This window comes from Dellaglioa sp. CoH-55-MRSF-7 (genome assembly GCF_056782235.1).
In genome coordinates this window covers 120688-142612 of record NZ_JBXAYI010000003.1, presented here as the reverse complement: position 1 = coordinate 142612, position 21925 = coordinate 120688, and the positions used below count along the sequence as shown (strand labels likewise).

Genomic DNA, 21925 nt, shown 5'->3' with positions numbered 1-21925 from the left:
CTTAAGTCTAATTGTTAAGTTTATCTTAAGAAAATTAATAGTCTACCTTTAATTCTTAAATGCTCATCAAAAACCCATAAATACGCTCATTTCGTCGTCTATTTTAAAATTGAATAACCTCGTATTCTAATTAAGAACCTTGGCCAAGGGATCTTAAAAGAAACGAGGCAACTCTACTAATATGTCAAATCAAATAAACCCAGGTCTAGCTTTTCTACTGAAAAATGACCGTGAAAAACTTATCTTTGGTGTTCTAAAAAGAATGTCGATTAATCAATCGCATGCTTCATATGACGATTTCGTACAAGAAGCACGATTAGCATTCAGCGCTGCATATGACCAATACCCTAAAACTATTGAAGATAATGAACAAACTTTCATGGTTTACGCCTATCAACGTGTCTACTGGCGACTTCTTGATTTAATTAATCGACAATCTAATCAACAAACGCATTTAGAACCTAATAAGGATGATTCAACTAATCCAACTGATTCCATCATTGATTTAACCCTCCAAACACAAGATACTATCGCTGAAAAATTATTTACAGAACACCTTTTTAAATCACTCTATGACCTCTGTTCAAACGCCGAACAACATTATCTAGTCGATTGTTATATTAGACACAAAACAGTCACAGAAATTGCTGCCAGTCATCATGTTAGCCGTCAAACAGCCTATAACTGGCGTAATAGCGTCGGTCGGAAAGTACTTTTAGTCATTGCTCAAATGAATCAAGAATAAATATCAGTATTTGCTTTACAAAATGGTTAACCGATTCTTTATTATCTATGTAAGGCGTCGCGGCACTTATCAAATATAGACACACAAAGGAGAACATATATGAGTAAAACTTGGGTAAAAACAAACGTTATCGTTGAGGGATTAAGTTCTGACGGCTCTGAACGTAAACGTTCATTCGCTAACATTACTGAAAATGCCTCTAACGAAGCTATTGCACAACTCGGCGCTACAGTTGCTTCATTAACTGGTGATAACACCGTTAAAATGACCATCCGCACAGAATCAAGTCTTTTAGCTTAATCAAACCTAAGGAGGAAATTATATGAAACAATTAGATTTAGCATTTAAAAATGAAGCGGGTAAAACGCGCCATATGAAATTACGTTACGTTAATACAGATTTAGATCCAGCAACCGTTAAGAAAGCCATGGATGACATTACAGGTTCTGATTTATTCCATCGTGATAACGAAAAAATGTTCGTAACCCCTATCTCAGCACAATTTGTTGAAACCATTGAAACACCAATCTACACAAACGATTTAGTTTAACCGTAAAAGCCAACTTAATTGTTGGCTTTTTTTGTACCCTCATAGCACCTATCAATTGCCTTTTAACATCATATTGGCTATTCTAAAATTTAGGGGGATTGTAATGAATAAAATAGAAGATAAAAAAATGACGTTTTTCACGGTTTTCTTGTTAGGAATTAACGGTATTATTGGATCGGGGATTTTCTTATTATCTGGTAAAATTTATAATGATATTGGACCACTCAGTATCTTTACAATTATCGCTGCAGCATTAGCAGTCACCATGATTGTGCTCTGTTACGCAACACTAGCAAGTAAATTTTCGGAAGATGGTGCGGCTTGGTTATATGCCTATAATGCATTCGGTAAATTTACTGGTTTTCAAGTTGGTATATTTACTTGGATATTAGGCGTAGTGACTTTGTCAGCCGAAATTGCTGCGTTACTAACTGTCTTAAAAATACTTTTTCCAGCATTACAACAAACGCTTATTTATGATGTTTCAGCAATTGCCTTAGTCATTATTCTAGGCATCATTAATTATTTTGGAACAGCTATTCTAGATTTCGCAGACAATCTGTCTTCTGCAGCTAAAGTATTTATCATGTTACTCTTTATTATTGTCGGTGCTTTCTTCATTAAGGATGCTCATTTTACGCCCATGATTCCGACTGATATTCACAGTAACACTCAGTTATTTACGAAATTTAATACAGCATTTGGTGTCATTTTTTATATGTATACTGGCTTTTCATTTTTACCGATTGCTGCTGCTAAAATGGATAATCCGGAAAAGAATATTCCGAAAGCACTATTAAGCGTTATTGCAACGGTGACTTTATTATATGTTTTACTTCAAACGGTTGCCGTGGGTATCCTTGGCCCTAACTTAGGATCGTACTCATTACCAATTGCTGCGGCATTCAAAAGTATCTTTGGTCAGTGGGGTTATATGATCATTATCATTGGGATGTTGATCTCTATTCTTGGGGTTGCCATCTCAGTATCATTCAATACACCTATTGTGGCTGCATCGCTAGCAAATGAACATCAGCTTTTACCAAAAATAATCGGTAAGCAAAGTAAACACAATACACCGGTTATCGCAATCATTGTGACATCTATCACAAGCATCCTCCTGCTACTTAGCGGTAGTTATTTATTCTTAGTATCATGCATTGTCTTTGCATCGTTTGTCCAATATGTACCAACAATTCTAGCAACATTTAAATTCAATAATGATCCAAATTTACCAAAAGGTTTCAAATTACCAGGTGGTCCAATTATTCCAAGCCTTGCATTAATTATCTCACTTTACTTACTGTTAAGTTTTAATTGGAAAATCATCTTATTCGGCGTTATCGTGTTAGTACTAGGGTGTTTACTCTACTGGTTTGATAACCGAAAAAAATAACCATTGATTTTGAAAGTTCAAAACCAATGGTTATTTTTCTATTAAATTTTGTAGATATTCATGACTTTCCAACATTTCGCGACAATCATTTTGATTTTCTAAATCAATTTCGTAAATAGTCGTTGCATTTGGATTAAGCAAAGGATATGCTAACTTCCAATCAATCTTGCCTTTTCCTAAAGTTAAACTATCATGAAATTTACCCATTGAATCGACTAAGTGATAATGGACGATATTTGGCATTAACCGTTTCAAACTCGCTTGTAAGTCAGTATTACTACCTGCTTGTTTAATAAAGGCATGCGATGTATCAAATGCTAAGCGATACCCTTTTTGTAGAATAAACTGATCCATCTCTTCAGACCCATAATAAAATAAATCAGAAATCGAATTCTCAAACATGACGTTATTTTGTCCATATTTTTGATAATAATCCATCCGATTAAATAACGCTGATTCCGCAACCTCAAAATTAGGATATTCAGCAATAATTGTTGGCGTTTGTCGATTATATGAACCATGAATGAGGGTTTGAATTGATTTATCTTTTGCGAGCTGAATCAATGTCTCAGTACTTTCTCTAACAAAACGATATAACCTAGGATCAGCTGTTTCGGAAACGGCTAATTCAACAGATTGTTCACCAACCTTCATTGGATGATGCATGACAATCTTCTTCGTAGTTGCCTTCACCTCATCAATCTCATCTGATAATCGTTTTAATCCATCTCCAGAAACATCAAATTCATTTAGATAGAATTCAAAAATATCTGGATTATGTTGTAACCGATCATGGAGTTGAATTGGGTCAGTTCCCGCCTTTAATCCTAATGGTATTGTCATTTGAATCATCTCCTTGGTACTATGTTAGCATTAAATTGGGTGAAAATAAAAAGGAGTGACTTCTAATGATTCAATTTCTCAAATCACTAGAAAACTCCCCTTTTCTATACTTCAATTTTAGCCATAAATTCATGTAAAGCATCTTGCCAACTTGGTACTTCAAATCCCGTTGCTTTAACTTTACTCAAATCCATAACTGAATGTCTAGGTCGGTATGCCTTTTGTGGATATTCTTCAGACGTTACTGGACTTATTTCAACTACTTCATCCTTTAAAATCTCACTAGCAAATTCATACCAAGTACATGAATTATCATTAGAAAGCTGATATAACCCATAAGGAATATTTTTTTGAACTGCATATAACATAAAATCAGCCAGCGTTCTAGTCCAAGTTGGCCGTCCAACCTGATCACTAACAACAGTCAGATGATCATGAGTTTTAGCTAAGTTTAGCATCGTATAGACGAAGTTCTTTCCATATTCGCCAAAAACCCATGATGTACGGATAATATAATACTTACTCATTATTTTAGCAACGGCTTCTTCTCCAGCTAACTTCGTCCGACCATATTCATTTTTAGGCGCAGTGGGTGTTTTTTCTGTATACATTTGATCATTAGTCCCATCAAATACATAATCAGTACTAATGTAAACTAACGTAGCACCCACAGATTCTGCTGCTGTGGCAATATTCTGAGTACCTATAACATTAACTTGTTCATTAATAGCTTTACCAGGTTCTTCTTCAGCATTATCAACAGCTGTATAAGCTGCACAGTGGTAGACAATTTCTGGGCGATTATCTAAAAAATAATTATTAACTGCTTTTGAGTCAGTAATATCTAAATCTTTAGAACCAGTTCCTGTATATACAATCTTTTTTTCATCTAATAAATGACTTAATTCTGTTCCTAATTGACCATTTACACCCGTAATTAATATTTTCATAATTAGCTCCTTCAAAAAAAGAATGGACTTAAGTCCATTCTTAGTTATTATTGTCCATTTTTTGCATAATTTGCTTCAACTGCATCTTTCTCAGCTTTCCACCAATTTTCATTATTTCGGTACCAATCAATCGTATCTTGTAATCCTGATTTAAAATCAGTAAATTCAGGATTCCAACCAAGCTCTTCACGTAATTTTGATGAATCAATAGCATATCGTAAATCGTGTCCTGGGCGATCTTTAACGACATCATAAGCATCTTTAGGTTGACCCATTAATTCTAAAATCAACTCCAAAACAGCCTTATTATCTTGTTCACCATCCGCACCAATCAAATAAGTTTCACCAATACGACCCTTATTTAAAATAGCCCAGACAGCACTTGAATGATCATTAGTATGAATCCAATCGCGAACATTTTTACCAGAACCATATAACTTAGGCCGGATTCCACTCAAAACATTAGTAATCTGTCTTGGAATAAACTTCTCAATATGTTGGTATGGTCCATAATTATTGGAACAATTTGAAATTGTTGCCTGTAAATTGAATGAACGCACCCATGCACGAACTAATAAATCTGATCCAGCCTTTGTTGATGAATATGGACTGCTTGGATTATAACGTGTTTCAGGTGTGAATTTTTCACCTTCACCTTCCCCATGACCGGGTAAATCTTCGCGTAATGGTAAGTCTCCATACACTTCATCAGTTGAAACATGATGGTAGCGGACATTGTATTTACGACAAGCTTCTAGCAATGTATATGTTCCGATAATATTAGTTTGAATAAAAGGTGATGGATCTTTTAAAGAATTATCATTGTGACTTTCTGCAGCGTAATGTACTACCGCATCTGTTTTGCTAACAAGTTCATCAACTAGTTTAGCGTCAGTAATATCTCCCACTACTAGCTCAACACGATCAGCAGGTAGTCCAGCTAAATTTTCTTTATTTCCTGCATAAGTTAATTTATCTAACACGGTAATGTGAACATCTGGGTGGTTATTAACCACATAATGGACAAAATTAGAACCAATAAATCCGGCCCCACCTGTTACAATAATATTTTTCATTTAAAAACACCTCTCCTATTTAGATTTCTCCATACACAAACGGATTGTCTTTTTCAAACTCTGTAAACGTTGGTTGTGCAGCATCTTTTTCAGATGTAATTGCTTGGTCAAAATCAATAGGCCAATCAATATTTAGTTCAGGAGTTTTAAATGAAATCCCACCATCTGCTGCTGCATTGTAGTAACCATCACATTTATAAAGGAAATTAACATCATCTGTTAATGTTACAAATCCATGGGCATACCCTTTAGGAACTAATAATTGGCGATGGTTACTTGCAGAAAGAATATATCCTTCCCACTGTTTATAAGTAGGTGAACCTTTTCGAACATCGACAATAACATCTAGTACTGCCCCTGTCACGACCCGAATTAATTTAGTTTGTGCAGCTTCTCCACGTTGAAAATGAAGTCCTCTTAAAACGCCAGCTTGTGTTGATAATGAATGATTATCTTGGATAAAATCAATATCTATTCCAGCTTCTTTGAAATCTTTGTCTGAATATGACTCCGTAAAAAAGCCGCGATTATCACCAAATACTGCTGGTTCAATAATCTTAACATCTTGTAACTTTGTTGTTGATACTTTTAATTTACCCATTACTTTTTATCCTCTTCTTCTGCGATACGTAACATGTACTGTCCATAATCATTTTTTTTGAGTGGTTGTGCTAGATCAATTAATTGTTCGCGTGAAATATAACCCATTCGATAGGCGATTTCCTCTAAATTAGCTACTTGCATATTTTGCATTCTTTGAACAGTTTCAATAAACTGCCCTGCTTCAAGTAAACTTGCATGTGTCCCTGTATCAAGCCAAGCAAATCCACGTCCCATAATTTCAACATGTAGTCTTCCTTTTTCAAGATAGACCTTGTTAACATCCGTAATTTCAAGTTCGCCACGTGGTGACGGCTTAATATTTTTTGCTATATCAACAACTGAATTATCATAAAAGTATAAGCCTGTTACTGCAAAATTACTTTTAGGGTGATCCGGTTTTTCAACAATCGAAATTGCTTTATGGCTCTCATCAAATTCAACAACACCAAAACGCTCGGGATCACGCACTTGATAACCAAATACGGTAGCCCCCTCAGTTTGATTTGCAGCCCGTTCAAGCATCTTAGTCATACCTGGACCATAATAAATATTATCACCTAAGATGAGCGCAACGCTATCATTACCAATGAAATCAGCACCAATAATGAATGCTTCTGCTAATCCATCTGGTGTAGGTTGAACGGCATACTCTAAATTAATGCCTAATTCAGAACCGTTGCCCAATAATTCTTGAAAACGTGGCGTATCTTCAGGAGTAGAAATAATTAGAATATCCTTGATACCTGCCAACATTAATGTTGATATTGGATAATAGATCATTGGTTTATCATAAATCGGCATCAGCTGTTTACTTGATGCACGTGTCAATGGATATAAACGAGTCCCACTACCTCCGGCTAAAACTATTCCCTTCATACACTTTTCCTCCTAAAATATTCTAATTAATTTTTGTAAATGGTAGCTACAATAACTACTTAACACAGCTTTTAAAAATAAAAATCATTATTTATTTAATATCCTTCTTAAAACCAATTTTTTAACATAATTTGTTTCGTCATATCTAATAAATAAGAAATAGAATAATGTACTTGCTAGAATAAATACAACAGCAGATGCTATCAAAATACTGAAAATCCCTTGAATTACAATAATTTTTAGTAAATACGAAATTATTCCTAATTCTATTCCAATTATTCCCATATAACCAAAATATTTAAGATAATATTTTTTCATACTACGTTTGAATCCATATTTGAATAAGATAAGTGGTTCCCACCATAAATTAATTCCAATATTACTTACTATTGTACCAATTAATATACCATTAATGCCGAGATTTGTTGTCATTAACAAAAGAATTGAAACTATCATATTAACTACAGCTTCAAGTAGTGATTTATATCTCATTGGCCAAAATAATCCACGTGCACCAATAAAATTTAATACAGTCTGTCTAAATTGAACAAGTACAAAATTTATAACAATAAGTAACACGGTAAAGTTCGATAAGACGTAATTTGATCCTATCCAAAATTTAATAAAAGATTCAATAACTGCGTATAACGTTATAGCAATAACTGATGTAATACCGGCATTTATATACATATAACGATAAAACACAACTTCTTGATAATCTTCATCCTCCGTTACTCCTAGATTACCTAATCCAGCTGTGACAGCAGAGATACTTTGTGTCAACACACTGGAAATACTATTTACAATCAGCATATAATTAGAATATATTCCTACTAATCTAACGCCTAAAAATGCCGATATTAATATATTATCCGTTCCAAAAACTAATATAGTACCAATTTTTGAAGAAACAGTCCCAAATATATTTTTCTTCATATAGTTGATGACTTTAGGATTTACTTTAACAGTTTTCATTTCGGAAAGAAATTCAAATTCCCTATCAACAAGTTTTGAAATTCTCAAGTTAGATAACAATGTTATAATTATTTGGATTACTAAGTACCAAACATATTGTCTAAATAAAAGTAAAAAGATAATTTGTAATACTGTCTGCATTATCGTAAAAATTAATCTATTTAAACTATCCTTATATCCTTCTTGATTTGCAATTAATAAGGAACGTTTATACGTAAAAAAGTAACTAACAACCGTATTTAATAAAAATAGTACAAACATAACTCGCGGAAATGGTACAGGACTACCGCCCTTCATTAAAATAGTTATAAATGGAGTAAATGCTAAACCCATAATCAAAATTACGATACCAATCACATTATACACTTTTCTAAATAAATTCATGACACCAGCAATTTCACCATGATTACTAGTAGCAAGAGGATCGTACAGTGAGTACGTTATCGCCCCACCAATCCCTAATTCAGCAAAGGATAGAAAACTCAACACATTAGCATATAGCCCATTGATTCCCATGTAATCGGCACCAAGAGTTTTAATAAATACTGTCTGCAATGCAAACTTCAAAACTAACATTATTACTTGCGATAGTGCAGCGATTGATGTATTTTTAGCTGCTATACCAGTTCGAGAATTATTATTCATACATCACACTTACCCTCATCTGTTAAGTTCTTGTACACGTTTAATTTCTGTTTTAATTTTATCCGTGTACTTTAACATGCCGTTATCATAGACATCATTAATATCGTGCTTCTTAAAATCAAGATAACTACGTTCTTTTATATCATTACTTTGATCAGCATATCCTCTTTTTACTTTATTCTCGAATTCTTCAAGTGATTTTGCATAGTAATGATTAACCCTCACGTGTTCCCTTGATACAATTTTAGGTCTTTTTTCATTTGTCCATGGATATCCCCATAACCTATTTCCGTTTTCATCAGTCGTTTTACCGGCCACATCATACCAATGTGGTATTCTCATATCAATTACTAATCTAGGATTTACGATAGGTTTTGAATCTAAAATAATATCATTTTTTGATCTATTTAAAAATGTCTCAGTAACTAATCCATTTGATTTTTTAATCAAATTAGATGAGCCGAACATCACCCAACCAATTTCAATTTGAGCAACGTTTTCACTAAATTCATTTAAAAAAGAATCAATATTTTTTTCATCAATTAATACTAAATATTCATCTAAATCTAGTGTTAATAGCCATTTTGTTTCTGTCTTACAGCGCTCGACAGCATCCAGATATGCTGGTATTTGTTGCTTATCACCCGGAAAATAGATATATTCAACCACTTTACTTTTAATATACGGTTCTAAAATTTCTTTTAAATTATCAGTAGATTCGTTATCATAAATATAAAATTTTGATATACCAATAATTTTATGATATTCAATCCATTCTTGAACGTATAGTGCTTCATTTTTAATAATTGCCACTAATGACACGCTATTAATAAAATCAGTTTTTTCTTCAATTATTTTTACTTGTTTATACCTTTTATTTCCGTAGTTCATCTTATTTTTCATATACTTTATCATATTATATGCCGTAATAAAATTACGCCTAAAACTTTTTTTTATTAAATTGATAGTAACCACCTAATCACTCTCTATTAAACAAACCATATAATTATTCTTTGTGCTGTTGTATTAATTAAACTATGAAATTTATGATACAAAGAATATCTTTTAAAGATATTCTTTGTATCATAAAACTTATATGTATCTTCTAGCATTTTTTTTTCAGTATCATTTTTAATGATATTAGAAAATCTTTCATACAGAACAATATTTTCCTTTTTAATCCGACCTAATTGTTTATATCTTATTTTTAATCTACGAAAAACTTCATACAAGTGTACATTACTCTTACCAATTCCGATGACGTTATTTTCATGTTGTCTATAGTAAACCGTTACTTTATCAATGTACGTTAAATTCCCACTTGCTGAGCTGATTTTAGCAATAATTGAATCATGCATTGTTACATTTTCAATATCTTCATCTGTTAACATAAGTACTTCATCTCTTAGTTTCTTATTAATTGCTAATGCCGCTCCGGTTACTTTAAAATTGAATAATAAATCATTCAATGAATGATTATAATTTTCGCCTACTAACATTTTAGACATTTTAATATTTGTTGAAACAGCCTTTTTATCAGCAATCATAAGATCTGAAAATATAGCTTGTGTTATTTTATTGTCTAACAAATCAAATTTATCCATAAATTGCATTATTTTATCTGAAACCCAAACATCATCTTGATCAGAAAAAAAATAGTAATCAGCATCGACAACCCTAAGTAATTCAAAAAAGGAACGTTTAACACCCATATTTCCGCTTGAATAAATTATTTTTAACAAATTTTTATTTTCGTATCTTTTTAAAATATCTATTGTATTATCTGTTGAACCATCATCTCTAACATAAATCTGTATGTTATCTTCATTTTTATATTTTTGCTCAATAATACTATTTAATTGTTCCTCGACGTACTTTTCGCCATTATACGTTGACATAATCACAGCTATATTTTTCAAAAATTTACTCCTTAATTACTTTTCTTTAAACGACAATGCTAAAGCGATTTCCAATGTACTAAATATGGAATACTGTCAACAAATTCTTGTGGTACTAACACTCCATAAAACGCTATAACAGCTAATAAGAGTATCCCCACCATCATTAAATCAATCTTTAATAATATTCTACTATCAATCTCATCTTTATGCTCCCTAATTAGCGCGTATGCAATTATAATTGGTGCGAAAGAGTTACGTTGGAACCGTTGATATTGTATCGACATAACTAAAAATGGGAGTGCTACAAGACCAGTTAACGAAATTAAGAATAACAATTTCAATTTATTTTTAATCTCAGTTGATAGGCTATTAATTTTCAAAAAATAATATCCAAGTCCTAACATTGAAAAATATGATAAAGCTATTTCTATAAGCATTATTTTTGATGAACCAGCAGCATAACTTGTGTTCAGTTTATCAAACAATTGTGTCCTAGATGAATGCAATGAAACTTTCGTTATTATATTTTTCAATAAACCACTTAAACCTGGAATAAATTGTACAATTGTTAAAATTACAAAAAAACCAATAATTAATTGTACAAAAATTTTCACATATTTTTCGCTCAAAAAGCTTAAGGGAATTATTATTAAAAATATATATCCAGATGAATGCATTGATGCGCTCAATAAGATTAATCCGATGGCAATAATAATATTTTTTACATTTTTTTTCTGTAAAAAACTTAGCCCTAATAGAGCAATAGAAATCATAAAAAAATTACGTGCCTGTGTTGCCTCATTAAAAAAAGGAAAAATTGCAAAAACCCAAACAAAAGATCCTAAATTCTTTGTAAATCTTAATATTGCAACTGTCAAAATAATAAAACTAACAATAAATAATATTAATCTAAAATCAGCATATGTCACTCCGTTTGCCGCAAAAATTCGAGAAAGCCACATATAGCCCCACTCAAATTGGTGATTATATGGTGCTAAAGAACTATTATCATAATTAATAAGATAACTAGGATAATCGGTCGTCGTCATCTTACTAGCAGCACCCGCTAGCCATGCTAATATTCCGATTCCAATGAACGGAATGATATTATTTTTTTTACCATGAACATGATCCAAAAAGAAATTGGTTACTATTGCAAATAAATATGTCATATAAACTCCTAGATAGTCATTTCTTAAACAATTAATGAAATTTGCTTATGCTGTATTCCATTTTTAATTAAATTTTATGTAAATACTAACATTATTTTTTGAATAACCTTAATATTTCCTCCAAATAGAGTAAGGTATTGTGACCGTGAATATTGGTAAAAAAACCATTCTTTTTGCCAAATATTATGGCTTCGATACCCTTCTTTTCTACAAAATATTTCAACATAGTAATTCTTTTTTTTATTTTAATAGGCGAATTTGAAAATTGTAGTTCTAATTCATTAACCAATTTGGAAAATCGATCAAATTTAACTTTATATTTTTTTAAATCAATTAACTTACTTTTTATAATTGTACTTTTTTTATGTGCATCGGCACCTCTTGTAATATTAAATGAATGCATTCTATGACCATCAGTCGCACTATCTATATATCCAATCCCATCATATAATCCAGCAACTAATGCAAGCCATGCATCATGATTAACTGCTTCTATCGGGATGTTTTTTGAAATTTCTAATAAGTTACGATTAATAATCATCGTATTACCCATTAACCAGTTATGTAGAAAAATACGTTGATATGTTGGTTTATTTTTCTTTTCTACACCACTGTAGTTCACACTTCCGTCCCCCACTACTTCAAAAAACTCGTCATAATTCGTATATACAAGCTTAGGCAGTACTTTTTCGTTAGGCAGGTGTCTAATTTCATTTAATGATATCTCAATTTTATTTGTATACCATACATCATCCTGATCTGAGAACATAACATATTCATACTGGTCTGGAACGTTATTCATTAAAATTTCAAAATTTCCTAATTGGCCCTTTTCATTAATATTTAGCGAGCTATCTAGTATCGTTATTTTAGGATCTCTTTTAAAATTATCTAAAATTTTACTGGTATTATCTTTCGAAAAATCATCTCTAATAAATAGGTGCCAATTCCCATATGATTGATTCTTAATACTTTCAATTTGCTCCATTAAAAATTTTTCACCATTGTAGGTAGCCATTAAAATTGCAACGTCACTCATAATTAGATCCTCCTAATTAGCTAAAGTGTTCAGCGAATATTTTTCTTAATTGTTCTTTCGTTTCTGAAAGGCTCTCCAATGGTAACGATATGTCGTTTATAACAACTATTTTTGCCTTGGATTTTAAGGCGCGCTTTATTTTTGAAAAATCTCCATCTTCTGGCAACTTCTCAAACTTTCCAAACGAAAATCTACGTGGTTCAAAATTCCCTTTTGAAAGTTGCCAATCGCGTGCCAACCAAATATTTACATCATTTCTAGTACGAAAACGATTTTTACTAAGTTCGGCTAACAAAGCTGGTTCTTTTTGATATATTTCTTTAAATGTACTTTTCAATAAACTACTAGGCAAATGCGGTTCATACCATCCCAGAACAGACCTATATGGTAAAACTAAGAAATTTCTTACATTTTGAAACCCGTATTGCCAATTAAATATTTTAAAGAAATTCTTCTTCAAAATATTATTTTTTGAGAACCACTTATTAATAATAAGTATATTATTAAAAGGTATTAACGAAAATTCTTCCGACGGTTGAATAAGTCCCATTAATCCTACATCCTTAGGAGTCCCATCTTGAGAAAAGAAATCTGTTGGATCTACCTTGTTAGTTATAAACGTATCGTCATTAAATACGATAAAATGTTCCGATAAATTTTTAATTCTTGGAATATTCATTTCAATGACATTCGAATTAAAAGTAGGTAAATATTCTTCAGGAATAAAATCAGAATGATCAACAATTGTTAGATTTTTCATGTCCAATGGAAACTTCGGAACTTGTTTGTCGGTAATTAAAAAAATATGGTTTACCCATGGTGCAAATTTTTTTACACCTTCAAACCACCATTTAAAAATATCATAATCTCTGAAACGTTCATCCGCATTTAAATTTTTGTTTCCCGCGTACTTATTTTTTTTATTCCGCCAGATATCATCATTTCCATCAACCCATGTCACTACAAAATCAATTTTAAAATTATCACTCATGACTAAGTTCTCCTTAATATTTATTAGTGATTTTAATATTCAGATAAAAAGTGTTAATCTATTTTCAATCTTATATTTAGAGCCAAATTCTTCGTATTCTAGCCTTAAGCTCCCCATTAAATAATTGCTTAATATAATATTGGAAATATCTGCGGATACCATTAGGCCATTTTCCTTCATTATATTTCTTTATATTTTCAATAGACAACTTTTCATCTGTTATAAACTTATTAGGTACAATTAAAAAGCTATGGTCATCATTTGATATTTCAACATCAACTTGCATTTTTCTTTTTTGTAAATGAATATATTCTATCTTTTTAGTTTTAATTTTTCCGTTATCAATATAATTCATTACTAGTTCCCCATCATGCCATCTAAACACTTGATATTGTTTTCCCTCAGAAATATCAAGTGTTATAAATCGAAATGCTTTTACCCAAATATCAGCATAATAGACCTTTTCTTTATATGGATCATATATTCTCATATCTGTGTCGGGCATAAATTTTGCAGTTCCCCAAATTTCATCAAAGTGAGTTGCGTCATCAGTTGTAAATGCCTGCTTATAATTGTACGTCCCTTTTTTATGATGATCAATTTTATATGCATTATTAATTTGATTATTATTTCTATACATTTGAAAATGTCCACGAGTATTTATTTTGTCATATTTTTTTAGTATATCCTCAGATAAAAATTTTTTTAAATCTCCAAATATAGTATCAATATCCACAAATCCCCACCAATCATATCCCGAGATGTCTTCCTCAAATATTTCACCGTAAGCCGGTTTGTAGTCATTCAACTTATACGGATTATTAATTTTTATAGGAAATGTATAATGTGATCTTATTTTCGCTTGAATATCTTTAAAGTTGACTATTTTTATTTTAACATTCGGTATGGTTGTAGATATATTTTGATCAGTATATATTAGAAAATCTATCTCATTATTATATTCCGCTGATTTTAACCATAAATCAAAATAATTTGGTAATTCTCCAAAATATATAGCTATCAATACTATTTTTGTGTTTTTAATCATTGCGAATCCTTTCAATTTATAGACAACATCGCATAATTTAAATTTTAGAATATAAACTATACATAATTTCATTTACATTCTTAATACTATATTTTTTTGATACTTCAATATTGTTTTTAACAATTTTTTCGTATTCTTTATCATTGATGCCTAGTAAATTTTCTATAGCTTTCACAAACTGGGAAATATCAGTAGGATCATCCACTACACACCCGCTGATACCATTTTCTGTGTAATCTTTGATCCCCCCTAAGTAAGTACTTACTAATGGAAGACCAGTAGCCATAGCTTCTAATCCCGCTAGTCCTAATCCTTCTCGTTTAGATGGAAAAAGAGAAAAATCTGCTATATCTAAATATTGTTTAATATTTTCAGAATAACCTGTAAAAATAATCTTTTCTTCTAATCCATACTCTTTCACTTTTTTTTCTAATAAATCTCTTTGATCTCCAACACCGCATATAATATATGTAATATCAATTTTATCTTTCAATTTATTTACTGCTTCTATTCCCACAATATGATTTTTCCGCTTAGATAATTCACCTACAGAAATCATCACTTTACTATTCTTACTTATCTTTAAATCAGTTTTCAATTCATCGATATTAGTTGATTGTTCTCGTAATTGTTCCCATTTTATTCCAACGCCAGGCACATGTAAAACTTCTTTTATACCAAAAGATTTTCCAATTGAGTAATCTTCATTGTTGATTGTTATTAAAATATCCGTATATTTAGATAAGTAACGTTCTATAGGATAAAATAATATCCAATCTTTTTTCGGCCCGCCCTTAAAGAACTGAAAGCCATGTGCCGTATAAACAATTTTAGTTTCTTTATTATTTTTAAAAACTAATCTAGTTAATACACTTCCCATCGGTGAATGGCAATGCACAAAATTATAGGTAGTTGTACTTGCTAATTTTTCAAGCTGATTATATGCTTTTTTATTTGCTTTTATTGAACCAATTCCTCTTAAAAAGTCAATTTGATGACAAATTATATTTTTTCCTTCAAGCTTCTTTTTTAAGGAATTAGCCATATCATCTGGTATAGTTCCAGCGGAATAAAAGTTAGTTGCAACTTCCACATTATATCCTAATTCTTGTAATATTCTGATATTATCCATATTAAATTGTTCAATCATTGAAGCAACCGACGCAACGATTAAAACTTTTTTCATTTCTTATCCTCCATTAAAATTTTCGTTATCGTATTTTCTAATGTAAGTCCTAATGTATATTCGAAAGAGCACTCGCTAATTTTTTTATCATAAACTTTACTACCATATATTTTATTAAAAACACGAAACTTCCTTGATAATAGAGAAATAAGCGGATTAAAAATAGAGATAAAGTATACTTTCTTTCTTAATAATTTCCTTGTTACTTTGATTACATCGCTTGTAGAAACATATTCTTTATTTTGAGGGAAATAAAGGCCTGATGCATCATTAATAATTATCTGTTTGATAAATTCTGTTAATACATCTACATAAATCATACTTCGTTCATTGTTAATACTTGGGAAAATCAGGGATTTCTCAGCTAACTTCAGTAGCCTTGGAAAATTACCCTTACTATTCGGTCCGTAAACCATCGGAGTTCTGATAACAACCGTTTTAAAGTTATCGTCTGCTAATTTTTGAATTTCTACATCTGCCTGTAGCTTACTATCACCATAAAAATCAATTGGGTTCATTATTGTCTCTCGAGTAATTATATTAGTATTTTGTAGTCCATTTTTTTCACCATATACTATCATACTTGATAAAAAAATAAATTGTTTCACTCCCTCAGATTTAGCTTTTTTAGCCAAATTAATTGCGAGATCTCTATTTACTTTATAATATTGATCCTCCATACTCGGATCCGAAGATACATGTGCAATACCCGCAACATTAAGTACTACATCATATAGACCAAAATTTTTTCCTCTCCATTTATCATCTCGAACGCTCATCATATCAACTGATATATCTTCCGATTCTGATTTATTAATCCAGCTTTTAAATGCCCCTCCAATATAACTATGTGCACCGGTTATCAAAACTCGTTTAGTCATCACTCTTACCTTCCTTTACACCATCACTCTTTAAAACTGATGTAATTGTTCCAAAAAAAATTTTTAAATCTTCTGAAAAAGATAAAAGTTGCACGTAATCACCATCAATTTTTGATTTCTCAGCAATAGATAATTCATCTCTCCCACTAATTTGTGCTAATCCAGTTAACCCTGGGTAAACGTTATTAGCGCCGTACTTTTCACGTTCGTTAATTAAATCTTCTTGACTCCAAAGTGCTGGTCGAGGACCAACGATACTCATCTTACCTGTTAAAATATTAATAATTTGTGGTAATTCGTCAAGACTCGTTTTTCGTAAAATTTTACCCGAGCGAGTAATGAAAGCATCCGGATCTTTCAATAAGTGAGTAGGTACATCAGGTGTATCAGTTCTCATCGTCCTAAATTTTAAAATACCAAAGTAGGTTTTATTAATACTTACCCGCTTTTGTACAAAGAAAATAGGGCCTTTCGAATCGACTTTAACAATAATTGCGATAATTAAAAAAATAGGCGATAAAAGTACAAGGCCTACTAAAGAAATAACAAAATCAATTGTTCTTTTAAAATATTTTTTATACATTAACGCATACCTTCCGAATCAATTGAGGGTTCACCATTATGAGTATGTGCATATCTAATAACTTCTTTTTTCAAAGCAGTACCAGTTAACGGCTCTACACTCTTAACAAAACTCATAATTTCATCAATCTTGTATGGTGTTACTTTACCCAAGAAAATTTTTTCAAATACTTGCTCTTGCTGTTTTTCACTACTTACTAATAATTCTTCATACAGTTTCTCTCCAGGTCTCATACCTGACTCAACAATATCAATATCGTTTTCAGTATATCCACTTAATTTAATCATTTTTCGTGCTAAATCAACAATTTTAACCGGTTTACCCATATCTAAGATAAATAGTTCTCCACCTTTAGATAGCGTCCCCGCTTGAATCACTAAACGGCTAGCTTCAGGAATTGTCATAAAGAATCTTGTCATTCTAAGATCAGTAACAGTAACTGGTCCACCTTTAGCTATCTGTTTCTTAAACAGTGGTACAACACTACCACGGCTACCAAGAACATTACCAAAACGAACAACGGCGAATTTTGTATGACCTGGTTCATTCAAACTAGTTACAATCATTTCAGCGAGACGTTTCGTTGCCCCCATAATATTAGGCGGATTTACTGCTTTATCAGTTGAAATCATTACAAATGATTTCACATTTGCAGACTTAGCAGCTTCAGCAACATTTTTCGTACCATAAACATTATTTTTAATGGCTTCAGTTGGGTTAGCTTCCATTAATGGTACATGTTTGTGTGCTGCAGCATGATAGACTATTTCTGGTTTATATTGTGCCATTAAGTCAAAAATATGTGCCCGGTCTTGAACATCCGCAATAATCGGCACAATTTCAATTTTCCCAGCATAAAGATTTTTTAATTCTTGATGAATCAAATAAATTGAATTTTCTCCATGTCCTAGTAAAATTAGTCGTTTAGGACCAAATTTGCTAACCTGTCGACAAATTTCTGAACCAATAGAGCCACCCGCTCCTGTAACTAAAATTGTTTTACCATATATTTTGCTTTCAATCTTAGCCATATCAAGTTTAATCTCTTGTCGACCCAGTAAATCAACAACGTCAATCTCATGCATTTTTCTAGAATCACTATTGTCTTCTAACATATCTTCAAAACTTGACATGCGATTAATTTTAACTTTTAGAGGATTTAAAATATCTAACAAGTCCTCGTAATTATGGGGACTTAATGAAGGAATAGCAATTGAGACCTGTTCAACATCGTATTCTTCGACAATCATTGGAATTTCTTGGAAAGTTCCCAAAACTTTCTTACCCATCATCCACATTTTTTGTTTTTGAATATCATTATCGACGTATCCAATAACATTCAAGTCGGCATTATCTCTTTGTATTCTTTCCATTAAAGCTTCTGCGCCATCCCCTGCACCGACTATTAATGTTGTAATTAATGTTTCTGATTCTTCATTATTAAAGATATTTTCAACAAGATAGCGCCATGCAAATCGGCTGCCACCAATAAAAAGGAGGGCCAGTAAATAAGTTAATATTCCAAAACGAATACTATAATTTGAACTTATGAAAAAATAACTAATATTACTAATAACTGCTGTAATTGTTATTGCAATAAAAATTGCAATTATTTCTTTAAAGCTAGCATACCTATTAATTTTAGAAAAGAGGTTTAATGAGTATCCAATTATTAGGTATAAAATCAAACATATACACCCAAATTCCAATAAATCAGAGTTACTAAAACTAATATACGGCCCTAAAAATAACCTCGATAATGAAATTGAAACTACCCAAATCAAACTATCCAATCCAGTTAAAACAACCTGTTTACTTTTCCTAGTCACCTATAATCCCTGCTTCCTTAAATTATCCTACGTCTACTTAATTATTATTTATAATAGCCATAATACCCACCATAATAACCTGACTCATCACTACCTGAAACATCATTCAAAATCGTCCCAATGATTCTTGCATGAACGGTATCTAATAATTCTTTTGCTTTCAAAACGGCACCTTTATTTGCCACACCTTGTCTCACAACTAAAATTGTACCATCAACTTTTGTTGCAACAATTTGTGCATCTGTTACAGAAATTAATGGTGGTGTATCGATGATAACCATATCCATTTGTTCAGCGACAGCTGTAATTAAAGAATCCATCCGTTTTGTATTCAATAATTCTGAAGGGTTCGGTGGAGTAGGACCTGCAGGCATAACATATAAATTTTCAATTGGTGTTTCTTCAACTGCTTTTGCAACATCAATACTTTTTTCAGTCAAACAATTTGTAAGCCCGGTTTCATTACTCAAACCAAAAGTTTGATGCGCAGTTGGTCTACGCATATCGGCATCAATTAACAATACTTTCAGTCCTTGATTAGCATATGTTACAGCAAGATTAGTTATAACTGTTGACTTGCCTTCTGATGGACCTGATGATGTCGCCATAATAACTTTCATTTCTTTATCAACACTTGAAAATTGGATATTCGTACGTACAGTCCTAAATTGTTCTGCAATCGTTGATGTTGGTTGAGTAACAGTAATTAATCCAACACCGTTATCAATACTATCAGTTGATAACTTTTTATCTTTTTTTAATAAACTCATCATTCAATAACCCCTTATCTATTTTAATTAGTATGCTTTCTTTTTCTTGGTGTTGATTGTCCAAAAAGTCCTTGACTCTTATTAGTTTCGTCAATATGGTTAATCATACCTAAGTTTGAAAGACCAAGATCTGTCAAAAAATCAGCGTTTTTAACTGTTTTATCAAAAAGTTCTATTGCGAATGCAATCCCAATTCCGATAAGCCCCCCTAGTAACAGACCTATTAATACATTCATCTTTTTATTAGGTGATACTGCATTAGGTTTTGCAACTGCATCAGCAACAATTGTTACATTATTAACTTTCATCACTTTTTTTATTTTATTTTTAAACGTATCAGCAACAGAGTTTGCAATATCAGCCGCGCGATATGCATTAGTATCTTTAACAGTTACACTAAAAACCTGTGAATTTTCTTGATTTGATATACTTATCTGATTTTTTAAATCATCACTCGTACCAACGAAATTATCTTTTTTAGCAATTTCTTTTCTCACAGGATCTAGTACAATTTTATTTTGAATAATGTCTTTATACGTATTAATCATTTGGACATCTGCTTGCTGTGTATTGTAAGCAGCCCCTACATTATTGGCAGTTTCTGTTCTATTAACTAATATTTGAACAGTCGAGTTATATTTTGGCGTCATAAAGAACATGGTTACAAAAAATGCTAATAGTGCCCCCGCAATTATTAACCCAATAATTAATTTAAGATGTTTCTTTAAAATGCTAAAAACTTGTTCAAGATTGATTGTCTCTTCCATTGATATAATTCTCCTAGTCTAAGTCTAATTGTTTTCTGATCATGTTGGATACTTTCGTTACTTGTGCTGATGGAACAACTTCATACGACACACCATTTATCATTTGTGATTGTCCTTGAAGTTGAACATCTTTAATTGTGCCTATAGCACTACGATACTGAGTCACTATTTTTTTCATATCAGAAAATTTCAAATTTGTTTTCATATTGCTCTCAAGTACACTCAAAATTGCTTGATAATTTGTGACACCATCAATAGAAGCTATTTTTTTACCTAATTCAGTCACAACCGAGCGTTGTCTTTTTTGACGCCCGTAATCACCATTAGGATCAGAATGTCTCATTCTAGAAAAGTCTAAAACATTACTTTCAGTTAACTCAATATCACCTTTTACGTATTGATGCCTTCCCGCTGAAAAAGCAAATGGATTATTGACCGTAATTGGACCAACGGCACCCGTTAATTCTTCCAGGCCCTTCATATTCATCTGAACATAGTAATCAATTGGAATATTTAAATAGTTTTGAATAGTATCCATCGCTAAGGAAACATCCCCATAAGCATATGCAGCATTTAATTTATTATCTGTCCCGTGACCTGTAATCGGAATCTTCGTATCACGAGGTAAACTCGTTAATGTCGTCAAGTTTGTTTTAGGATTAATTGTCGCAACCATCATTGTATCCGATCGACCTTGATCTGTTCTCCCATCTTCGCCCGTATCAACACCCAAAATTAAAACTGAGAAAGGCGCCTCTTTATCAAGAGAGACACTCCCGGTTGTTCGTTTACTTTTAACATTTACTTTTTGATATGTATTATCTACAACGTCTTTTGCATCTAGATAAACCTTCGCCATCAACACACCACCAATAACCAATAGTGCGGCAACGACGATTCCGACACCAATCCCCCATTTTTTCAGTGTACTCATTTTTTTCTTTTTATGATGATGCTTCTTGTGGCTACCTTGGTGTTTAATATTATCTTCACTCATAATTAATTACCCCTAAATTTTTTAGATGTATACAATGACACAATAATTTATTATACATGTTACCAGACTTAAATGAAACTTAAAATCGTTTGTCTAATCATT

23 protein-coding genes are annotated in these 21925 nt (G+C 31.8%); 4 read left to right on the top strand and 19 right to left on the bottom strand.

The genetic code is table 11. The features are described 5' to 3' along the window. The first annotated feature begins 181 nt into the window (after positions 1 to 181). From AC1RPU_RS04445 to AC1RPU_RS04430, 4 genes are all read left to right on the top strand, one after another. Positions 182 to 745, top strand: a complete 564-nt coding sequence (locus AC1RPU_RS04445) for a sigma-70 family RNA polymerase sigma factor (protein WP_481761526.1) — start codon at positions 182 to 184, stop codon at positions 743 to 745. A 99-nt stretch (positions 746 to 844) separates the two neighbouring features. After that, positions 845 to 1045: a DUF1659 domain-containing protein gene (locus AC1RPU_RS04440; protein ID WP_409022133.1), complete on the top strand. Its 201-nt coding sequence runs from the start codon at positions 845 to 847 to the stop codon at positions 1043 to 1045. Between the two features lie 22 nt (positions 1046 to 1067). After that, positions 1068 to 1295, top strand: coding sequence for a DUF2922 domain-containing protein (locus AC1RPU_RS04435; protein WP_409022132.1), 228 nt, complete (start codon positions 1068 to 1070; stop codon positions 1293 to 1295). Between the two features lie 103 nt (positions 1296 to 1398). Then, positions 1399 to 2691, top strand: a complete 1293-nt coding sequence (locus tag AC1RPU_RS04430) for an APC family permease (protein WP_481761527.1) — start codon at positions 1399 to 1401, stop codon at positions 2689 to 2691. A gap of 30 nt (positions 2692 to 2721) precedes the next feature. On the opposite strand, the gene AC1RPU_RS04425 is transcribed toward AC1RPU_RS04430, so the two are convergent. From AC1RPU_RS04425 to AC1RPU_RS04335, 19 genes are all read right to left on the bottom strand, one after another. Continuing rightward, a complete protein-coding gene (locus AC1RPU_RS04425) occupies positions 2722 to 3534 on the bottom strand; it encodes a sugar phosphate isomerase/epimerase (protein ID WP_481761528.1) in 813 nt (270 codons plus the stop codon). A 104-nt stretch (positions 3535 to 3638) separates the two neighbouring features. Beyond that, a complete protein-coding gene (gene rfbD / locus AC1RPU_RS04420; protein ID WP_481761529.1) occupies positions 3639 to 4484 on the bottom strand; it encodes a dTDP-4-dehydrorhamnose reductase in 846 nt (281 codons plus the stop codon). A 47-nt stretch (positions 4485 to 4531) separates the two neighbouring features. Continuing rightward, positions 4532 to 5560, bottom strand: a complete 1029-nt coding sequence (gene rfbB / locus AC1RPU_RS04415; RefSeq protein WP_481761530.1) for a dTDP-glucose 4,6-dehydratase — start codon at positions 5558 to 5560, stop codon at positions 4532 to 4534. Positions 5561 to 5579: 19 nt separating this feature from the next. Next, positions 5580 to 6161 (bottom strand): dTDP-4-dehydrorhamnose 3,5-epimerase, encoded by a 582-nt coding sequence (gene rfbC, locus AC1RPU_RS04410; RefSeq protein WP_481761531.1) that lies wholly within the window; start codon positions 6159 to 6161, stop codon positions 5580 to 5582. After that, positions 6161 to 7039: a glucose-1-phosphate thymidylyltransferase RfbA gene (gene rfbA, locus AC1RPU_RS04405; RefSeq protein ID WP_481761532.1), complete on the bottom strand. Its 879-nt coding sequence runs from the start codon at positions 7037 to 7039 to the stop codon at positions 6161 to 6163. The genes rfbC and rfbA overlap by 1 nt, the downstream gene beginning before the upstream one ends. An 87-nt stretch (positions 7040 to 7126) precedes the next feature. Further along, positions 7127 to 8659 (bottom strand): lipopolysaccharide biosynthesis protein, encoded by a 1533-nt coding sequence (locus AC1RPU_RS04400; protein ID WP_481761533.1) that lies wholly within the window; start codon positions 8657 to 8659, stop codon positions 7127 to 7129. Positions 8660 to 8674: 15 nt separating this feature from the next. After that, positions 8675 to 9562: a glycosyltransferase family 92 protein gene (locus tag AC1RPU_RS04395; RefSeq protein WP_481761534.1), complete on the bottom strand. Its 888-nt coding sequence runs from the start codon at positions 9560 to 9562 to the stop codon at positions 8675 to 8677. Positions 9563 to 9648: 86 nt separating this feature from the next. Beyond that, positions 9649 to 10578, bottom strand: a complete 930-nt coding sequence (locus AC1RPU_RS04390) for a glycosyltransferase family 2 protein (RefSeq protein WP_481761535.1) — start codon at positions 10576 to 10578, stop codon at positions 9649 to 9651. A gap of 38 nt (positions 10579 to 10616) precedes the next feature. After that, entirely contained in the window at positions 10617 to 11732 is a 1116-nt protein-coding gene (locus AC1RPU_RS04385) for an EpsG family protein (protein ID WP_481761536.1), read from the bottom strand. Between the two features lie 91 nt (positions 11733 to 11823). Beyond that, complete coding sequence (locus AC1RPU_RS04380) at positions 11824 to 12771, bottom strand: glycosyltransferase (RefSeq protein ID WP_481761537.1); 948 nt, start codon at positions 12769 to 12771, stop codon at positions 11824 to 11826. A 16-nt stretch (positions 12772 to 12787) separates the two neighbouring features. Next, positions 12788 to 13762 carry a Stealth CR1 domain-containing protein gene (locus AC1RPU_RS04375; RefSeq protein WP_481761538.1) on the bottom strand — a complete coding sequence of 325 codons (975 nt, stop codon included), beginning with the start codon at positions 13760 to 13762 and terminating at the stop codon, positions 12788 to 12790. A gap of 76 nt (positions 13763 to 13838) precedes the next feature. Beyond that, the gene (locus AC1RPU_RS04370; protein WP_481761539.1) at positions 13839 to 14810 is read right to left on the bottom strand and encodes a DUF6625 family protein; all 972 of its coding nucleotides are present in this window, start codon (positions 14808 to 14810) and stop codon (positions 13839 to 13841) included. A 37-nt stretch (positions 14811 to 14847) separates the two neighbouring features. Continuing rightward, positions 14848 to 15996, bottom strand: coding sequence for a glycosyltransferase (locus AC1RPU_RS04365; RefSeq protein ID WP_481761540.1), 1149 nt, complete (start codon positions 15994 to 15996; stop codon positions 14848 to 14850). Next, positions 15993 to 16877: an NAD-dependent epimerase/dehydratase family protein gene (locus AC1RPU_RS04360; protein WP_481761541.1), complete on the bottom strand. Its 885-nt coding sequence runs from the start codon at positions 16875 to 16877 to the stop codon at positions 15993 to 15995. Before AC1RPU_RS04360 ends, AC1RPU_RS04365 begins: the two co-directional genes overlap by 4 nt. Beyond that, a complete protein-coding gene (locus tag AC1RPU_RS04355; RefSeq protein ID WP_481761542.1) occupies positions 16870 to 17460 on the bottom strand; it encodes a sugar transferase in 591 nt (196 codons plus the stop codon). The genes AC1RPU_RS04360 and AC1RPU_RS04355 overlap by 8 nt, the downstream gene beginning before the upstream one ends. Beyond that, positions 17460 to 19289 carry a polysaccharide biosynthesis protein gene (locus AC1RPU_RS04350; RefSeq protein WP_481761543.1) on the bottom strand — a complete coding sequence of 610 codons (1830 nt, stop codon included), beginning with the start codon at positions 19287 to 19289 and terminating at the stop codon, positions 17460 to 17462. The genes AC1RPU_RS04355 and AC1RPU_RS04350 overlap by 1 nt, the downstream gene beginning before the upstream one ends. A 44-nt stretch (positions 19290 to 19333) precedes the next feature. After that, positions 19334 to 20059 (bottom strand): CpsD/CapB family tyrosine-protein kinase, encoded by a 726-nt coding sequence (locus AC1RPU_RS04345; protein WP_481761629.1) that lies wholly within the window; start codon positions 20057 to 20059, stop codon positions 19334 to 19336. 23 nt (positions 20060 to 20082) lie between these two features. Further along, complete coding sequence (locus AC1RPU_RS04340; protein WP_481761544.1) at positions 20083 to 20826, bottom strand: YveK family protein; 744 nt, start codon at positions 20824 to 20826, stop codon at positions 20083 to 20085. 13 nt (positions 20827 to 20839) lie between these two features. Then, positions 20840 to 21823, bottom strand: a complete 984-nt coding sequence (locus AC1RPU_RS04335; protein ID WP_481761545.1) for an LCP family glycopolymer transferase — start codon at positions 21821 to 21823, stop codon at positions 20840 to 20842. Positions 21824 to 21925: the final 102 nt, after the last annotated feature.